The 7288-nt window shown below is 46.9% G+C and carries 3 protein-coding genes and 1 pseudogene; all 4 read right to left on the reverse strand.

Going from position 1 to position 7288, the window contains the following annotated elements; all coding sequences use genetic code 11:
- Positions 1-20 precede the first annotated feature (20 nt).
- Positions 21-1823: a RagB/SusD family nutrient uptake outer membrane protein gene (locus Q0502_RS04345; RefSeq protein WP_298647591.1), complete on the reverse strand. Its 1803-nt coding sequence runs from the start codon at positions 1821-1823 to the stop codon at positions 21-23.
- Between the two features lie 15 nt (positions 1824-1838).
- Positions 1839-4841, reverse strand: coding sequence for a SusC/RagA family TonB-linked outer membrane protein (locus Q0502_RS04350; protein WP_298647593.1), 3003 nt, complete (start codon positions 4839-4841; stop codon positions 1839-1841).
- Between the two features lie 33 nt (positions 4842-4874).
- The gene (locus Q0502_RS04355; RefSeq protein WP_298647596.1) at positions 4875-6650 is read right to left on the reverse strand and encodes a RagB/SusD family nutrient uptake outer membrane protein; all 1776 of its coding nucleotides are present in this window, start codon (positions 6648-6650) and stop codon (positions 4875-4877) included.
- A gap of 22 nt (positions 6651-6672) precedes the next feature.
- Positions 6673-7288 (reverse strand): annotated as a pseudogene (locus tag Q0502_RS04360) (hypothetical protein); the annotation flags it as partial.

Here is a 7288-nt window from a genome sequence, read left to right on the forward strand (position 1 = left end):
AAATAATTCAACTTACAAACTTATTCCCATCCCGCGTTTTGTACCAGCGAGGCATTATATAATTCCATATAGGGAATTGGTTGCCATGGCGACCTGAAATCCCGCTTTTCAAGAAGAATACGTTCATAAGAGAAAGTCCCATCATTGTTTTTGGTTATTCTTGACCCATATACCTCTGCATTGAGCGCATCAGGCTTCCCGTCGGATATCCAGCGGCGCAGGTCGTAATAGCGATGCCCTTCAAAACTCAGATCCAACCGTCTCTCGTTGCGGATATACTCTCTAAATTTATCCCGGTCATTTCCAATGACATTATTCAGATATTGGTTACCAGCACCGTATTTCAGATGTATTTTTTCGAGTACCGCTTTGGCCGTAAAACCGAACCCTCGAGGGTCGCCAGTCACTCCCCATGCTTCATTAGCTGCTTCCGCGAAGTTGAGGTATAATTCCGGTTTACCCAGGATAATGCGGGTCCGCTGTGTAGCCGCCGCTGTTGCCCCTGGTATGAGCGACACCGTTTTCGGACGCAATAACTTACGCAGGTAATACGAAGTACGGGAGGTATTCCGTAAGGGATTGTAAGCATCGGCACCATTGGTATGGCTTTCCACGGTATAATAATTGCCCGGTCCCATTTTGGAACCATTAAAAGCGACATACAGTACCAATCGCGGGTCCCTGTTGGTATACGGATTTTTTTCATCATATACCACACTTTCAGTGATTGGATAACCGTCTTTATCGGGAAAGGCATCCACAAAATTCTGAGAAGGATTGTTAAGCGCAGAACCGTACATACCCGGAGGATAATTCTCGTTTTCGTACTGTTTGTTGCCGGTCCAGACAGCAGCCCGGAAAAACAGGTCCCGCCCGTTATCGTTCCAGTCCTTGTTCTGTAACTGAATGAAATAATATGCATTACCGACATCTTCCGTGGCACTCGAGGCAGGCGCATTCACCAGATTCTGGAAACCTCCTCCTACCGACCTGATGGCTTCGCCCGCGGCAATAGCGGCTTCTTCCCACAATTGGAGGTCGTTAGCGGGATTAAACGCCGGGCTGGCTGCATACAGCAACACCCTTGCTTTCAACGCCCGTGCACTGATGCCCGAAGCCCGTCCATTCATACTGGCGCCGGTTACACGATCGGTTCCTTTATATTCCACCGGCAGGTATTTGATCGCGGTGTCGCAGTCATTGACGATGGCCTTCACACAATCGGCATACGAGGCGCGTGGAAGTTTCAGGTCGTCGGTCACCTCCAGCACGCGGTCACCTACCAGCGGAACACCCAGTATTTGGTTATCCTCTGTTGCTCCCCCGAAATTTTTTAATAATTCAGAATAATAGTAAGCGCGCAGAAAAAAAGCTTCACCATAGAGTCTCCGAAATTCCCGCACATTATCAATACTGTCCTGCTGAGTAGCAATCTTGTAGAAACGTACGGGCGTAGGAACAGCAGCTTCGGGATCGAGTTTCATCTGCGAAAGGAATTGGTTCAGGCGGCGGATCTGCCGGTAACCGTCCACCCAATTGTCCAATGGATTGAGATCCGGGCTCAGTGCACCCGTAGCACAAAGATAATAATCACCTGAAAGATTACGGGAGACTGAATTGTCGGTCATATTGTCCATAGCAATATCGAAATTGTCCGTCAACGCATCATAGGCGTCCATTAGCGGTCCGCAAAAATAGGCAGCATTGGCAAACACATCTTCTTCATCCATCGTATTGTCCGTTTGAGGTTCCAAAAAGTCGGAACAGGAACACAAACAGACCATCGTTACCCATAACACTGATAAATATCTATTTTTCATCATTTTATTTTTAAAGTATTAAAAAGCCACGGATACTCCTCCGGTTATTGTTTTACCCAGGGGAAAATTACCGACCCCGGCCTCCAGATTTTCAGGATCAAGATCCTTGATTTTCGAAATGGTAAAAAGGTTGGCACCTCTGACAAACACTTTCACCTTACCGATATTGATTTTTTCCGTCAGCATGTAAGGCAGAGTATAACCTAATTCCACGTTCCTCAGTTTGAAATAACTTCCGTCCACCACCCAATAGTCGGAGGTGATGAAATTGTTATTCCGGTATTGTGGACTAAGCACCGGATGCGGATTTCCGTTGGGCAATCCGTCAATCAATACATTAGAGTATTTGCGCATACCGTAAATCTGATAATACTTGTTGTCCAATATACGGTCGAAACCGCCCAGTCCGTAACCCAACACATCCAGGTTAATGCCTTTATATTCTATCCTGAAAGTAATACCATATTGCATGGAGGGCGTAGTGTTCGCGATTACTTCACGGTCACCGTTGTCCACCCTGCCATCTTTGTTGGTGTCGGCATATTTGAGGTCTCCTACGTTCACCAGGCCAAACCCCTGTTTCGGCGAATTACTGATATCCGCGGCATCAGCAAAAACACCGGCATATCGTTGTCCAAGAACATCTCCCACTTTTCTGATTTTTCGCAATCCCTTTAATTCCTCAGGGTAATCGGGTTCGGCTTCGATGAGTATTTTGCTTGTCCCATAACAGAGATTGGCGCCCAGCGAGAATTGAAAGTCTCCAATTCTTCTTTCATACATTGCTTCGGCTTCCCATCCAGCGCTTTTATATCTCTTGTAGTTTTGCATCATCAGCACGGCGTTTTTACCGCTGACACCCGGCGTTATATCGGAAAGGCTGGACAGTACTCCATCGAGTGTTTTGGTAAAATAGCCCACCGATGCCCTGAGCGAACGAAACAACAGAAAATCGATACCGGCATTCAATTCATATGTTTTTTGAAAACCTACGTTTGGATTTCCTGTCTGGATTTCCCTGGCAATGTTGTTGAAGCCCGATACGCCACCATAGGACCCGCCGGGTTCCCACACGTCACGGTAAAGGTAAGCGGAAAACAACCCTTCAGAGGTATAAGAGGTAGAACCCAGTATACCGTAGGAAGCCCTTAATTTTAAATAATCCAGCCATGGAATTTCACGCATGAACGGTTCCTCATTCATAATCCATCCTGCGCCGAAGGTGGGGAAAACGCCAAATCGTTTTGAAGGGGCAAACGAACCGACTCCTACACGGTTTAAACTGACTTCGGCTGTATACCGATTATCATACATATAATTTACCAGTCCGCCCAGATTCTGCCGTTTAAGATCCTGCGACAGCGAGTTATATTCTTTCCGCTGCTGGAAGTAGACCAGCAGTGAATTAATATCATGCTTTCCGAACGCCCTGTTGTAAGTAGCCACCACATTGAAAGCATAGTTCCGGTTAGTGGTTGCGCCGCTCCGTGACATGCTGGTGGCCCGAGTTTCCTGTCCCCATGAAGAATAGGAAACCGGACTCTCAGGATTACCGGTAGCTCTCGGCTCCCATACCACGTAAGTTGCACCCTGCGTGGAGGTGAAATAATTATACATATCAAAGGTGAACATAGGACGCACGGATAACCCTTTTACCCATTTATCCAAATCAATATTCAACGTGAAATCGCTCTGAAGATAGGAATATTCACGTTCGGCATAACCGCCATTCATTAAAGCACCATAAGGATTGTTACGGTTGATGGAGGTACCGCCTAATACATATTCTTTGTCAGGTTGCCCTATATTTTCACCGGGAATAAAAATGGGAAATTCATTCGGGCGGGTATCCGACAGCATATTGAAAAAATTCTGGGTCGATAGATTGGGCCACGATTTATTCTGCAGGGCGGCATTGAATCCGGCAGAGAAAGTGATAAAATTCAAAATCGTGTTATCGACGTTACCTCTAATGGTATATACCCTGTCGCGGTTGGGATATTGGGTATATTTTTCCAGTCCGCCATTGGTCTGATAACCTACATGCGTGAAAAACTTCGTTTTCTCATTTCCTCCGGAGTACTGCATATTGGCCCGCGTAATGGGCATCTGCCGGTTGAGGAACATGTCATAATAATCCACGTTAGGATAAAGAATCGGATCCTCGCCTGTCCTGTATTTTTCTATGTCATGGAATACAGGATCCATTCCGTTAGCCACTGCTGCCGCATTGTACATAGTGGCATAATCGTACGCATCCAGATATTCAGGCAGACGGGACGGTTGCTGCACACCCGTTTGAACATTAACGCGAGCGCTGTTCTCGAAGGCTTTTCCCCTGCGTGTGCGAATCATCAGTATACCGCTGATATCGATACCTCCATAGAGTGATTTCAGCGAGGCATCTTTTAACAGTTCCACACTTTCCACCGTTTCCGGTTCAATATAGTCCAATGAACGTTCCACCCCATCCACCATGATCAACAGGTTGCCTTGTTGACTCCTGAACCAGGTGTTGGCATTAGTGAAACCGGGCACCAACGTGTTGTCCATGGTGAACAGTCCATTGAGTCTTCCACCGAGGGAATTAAGGAAAAACATGGTGGGGTTGCTTTCCAGATCCTTGCCGTCTACTTTAGACCAGGCTCCCACGGTGCGGCGTTCGGTTGTTTTTCCAAAGAGAGTATAAAGAACATCAGATTCACCGTTGAAATCCAGTTCTTTCCTGAGCATAATCTTTCCGGCGTTGTCGACGGATACGATCTCGGTCACGTAACCTTTGGCCGACACTTTCAACATATCATCCGGAGGCAATTGCAACGTAATCCGGCCGTTTTCTCCGGTTGTGTATATATTCCGCTTTTTCGCGGACGAAACAATGGCAAAAGGTATGGCGTTACCCGATTCGTCACTGATTTCCATCTCCACGGCAGCGTAAGATTTATTTTTTTGGGCAACAGCGGGTATCATCCCTACCGTGATGAGAAAGAAGAGAATTAATAATATTTTCAATACATTCATTTTCTTACAATTTTATTAGATAAGATATACATACTACCAACCCGGATTCTGTTTAAAATTAGGTCCGATACGGGTGTCATCGAGTTTAATAACAAACAGATTGTGTCGGTTTTCGTAAACCCGTCTCATAACCAGTTGTTTTTCGAACCTGAATCCAGTTGGGTAGATGGCAGCATTGTAACCGGCTGCCAATTTGGTAATTTTCATCATCCAAATGTCCCTGTTTTCGGGTTGCGTTCCGATGAGCCAACGCCGCAGATCGAAAAGACGATGCTCTTCGAAACATAATTCCACGCGACGTTCATTGCGGACTCTTGTCCTGAAATCATTCTGATTCATGAATTTGCCGTGCACATCGGGCATTTTGGCCCGGGAACGCACCACGTTGACCGCTCCGGCGGCAGAATACCGGCTCTGCCCGTGTTTTGTATCGGGAGCGCCCCAGGCTTCGTTCGCAGCTTCTGCAAAGTTCAGGTATACCTCGGCCAGACGGATGTAGGACCATACCTGCGGCAGTGTGGCATTCCATGTCTTGCCCATCCATTTCCGGGCATAATAACCGGTTTGGGTATAACCCATATCGGGGATACCCTGGGCGGTAATTTTACAGTCAGGACTGCCCGTTATGCCCTTTCCTTCTTCTTCCTGCCATATACTCAGCGTCCGGTTCATCACCGTGGCGTTGTTGTACAGGATATTGAAATAGAAACGCGGATCACGGCCTTTATAAGGATTCTGTTCCACATGCCCTGAGGCGGGATCGCCAACAGGCAATCCGGTAGATTGCATTTCGAAACAATCCACCAATTGCTGACTGGCAGCTACCCCGTATTTTCCCGACAAGGTGCCGGGGGGGCGGACAGTGTTGGTATAGGCATCGGAGCCCCAGTTAATTTGCGCCCGTCGTCCCAAAATGATTTCGGTAAGATATTTAGTGGGATCATTGTCCTTGAAGAGGTAATGATAACCGTCATCACCATTGAGGGATGCCCCCCATTCCACCAACGAATAACCGGCATCTTCAGCTGCTTTTATCGCTTCGTCGGAAGCGATGGCAGCTTCTTCCCAAAGGTTTACACCGTTACCGTTCTCATTACGGGCCTGGTCACTGGCAGCGTAAAGCAGGATACGCGATTTGAGGGATAGTGCGGCTATCCGTGTAGGATGTTGAAATTCGGACTCGGGAATAACGTCTTGCAGGAACATGGCCGCCGAGTCGCAGTCCTCTGCTGCCAGCATATAAGTTTCCTGCATGGAGAGTCGCGGAAAGTCCATATCAGCAGAAGCGTCAATAGGCGCAAAAAGATAAGGCATTCCACCCCAGCGGCGTGTCAGATCCATATAGGCGAAAGCCCTGTAAAAGTAACACATTCCCAGTATTTTATTTCTGCTTTTTTCACCTCCCGGATAATGGCTGATATTCCGGATACCGGTGTTGGCCACGCGGATATGCTTCCATATCTGTTCCCATGTGGTGTTGTTGGCCATGGGCGCATCGCCGTTGGTACGCAGGGAATAATAATTGCCCTGCTGCGCCTGTACAGAAGGCACACCCGAGAAAGTGGGCGTTGAGATTGAGTTGTCGGTAATGTCATCCCAACTACCGAAAGGTTTTACCCCATTCTGCAAGTGGAGAAAAAACGGGTTGATGACTAAATACTCACAATAGTTCAGGTAATTGGTGGAGTCCTTAAACACTTTATCAAAATCGTACCCGTCAGCCTCGGGCATCTTATCCAGATAATCGCTCTCGCATGCCGTGATGATTAACATCAATACAGCAAGCATCGCCATATATTGTCCTTTCATAAAATTCTTGATTTATATTTGTTTAGAAAGAAATTTGTATTCCCAGTGAAAATCTCCTCAGGAGAGGATAATATCCATACACCAGCCGTCCATTGCTTCCGTCGCTTCCTTCCGGATCTGCCAGCGGATAATTGGGGGCCCATGTAAAAATATTATTCCCCCGGAGATAGACAGACATTTTTTCCAGGCTCATCTCATTTACCCATCCTTTTGGCAGCGTGTAGGTCAACCCTATCGATTTTAACCGGATGTAGGAAGCATCAAACATATTGGTACTTCTGGTCGCTCCGTCACTTATATTGTTGTGTGTACGGTTGGCATCGAAATGGTAGGCGGGAAAAAAGGCGTTACGATTATCAGGAGTCCAGGCGTCCATCTGATATTCGAAAATATGATTTGTCAACCGGTGGAGCGGCCATGAGTATGCATCTATCACCACCTTACTGAAATGACTGACACCCTGGAAAAGAAAATCGAAATCGAAATTACGGAAACTGAAACCGCCACCCAAACTGTAATTATATAACGGGTAATAGGTAGAATAACCCATTGCCACCCTGTCATTCTCATCAATCACTCCGTCGCCGTTGAAATCTACCCACTGGGAATCGCCCAGTCCCATCAATCCTCCACCGAAA

Source organism: uncultured Proteiniphilum sp., assembly GCF_937873925.1.
Classification (GTDB): Bacteria; Bacteroidota; Bacteroidia; order Bacteroidales; family Dysgonomonadaceae; genus Proteiniphilum.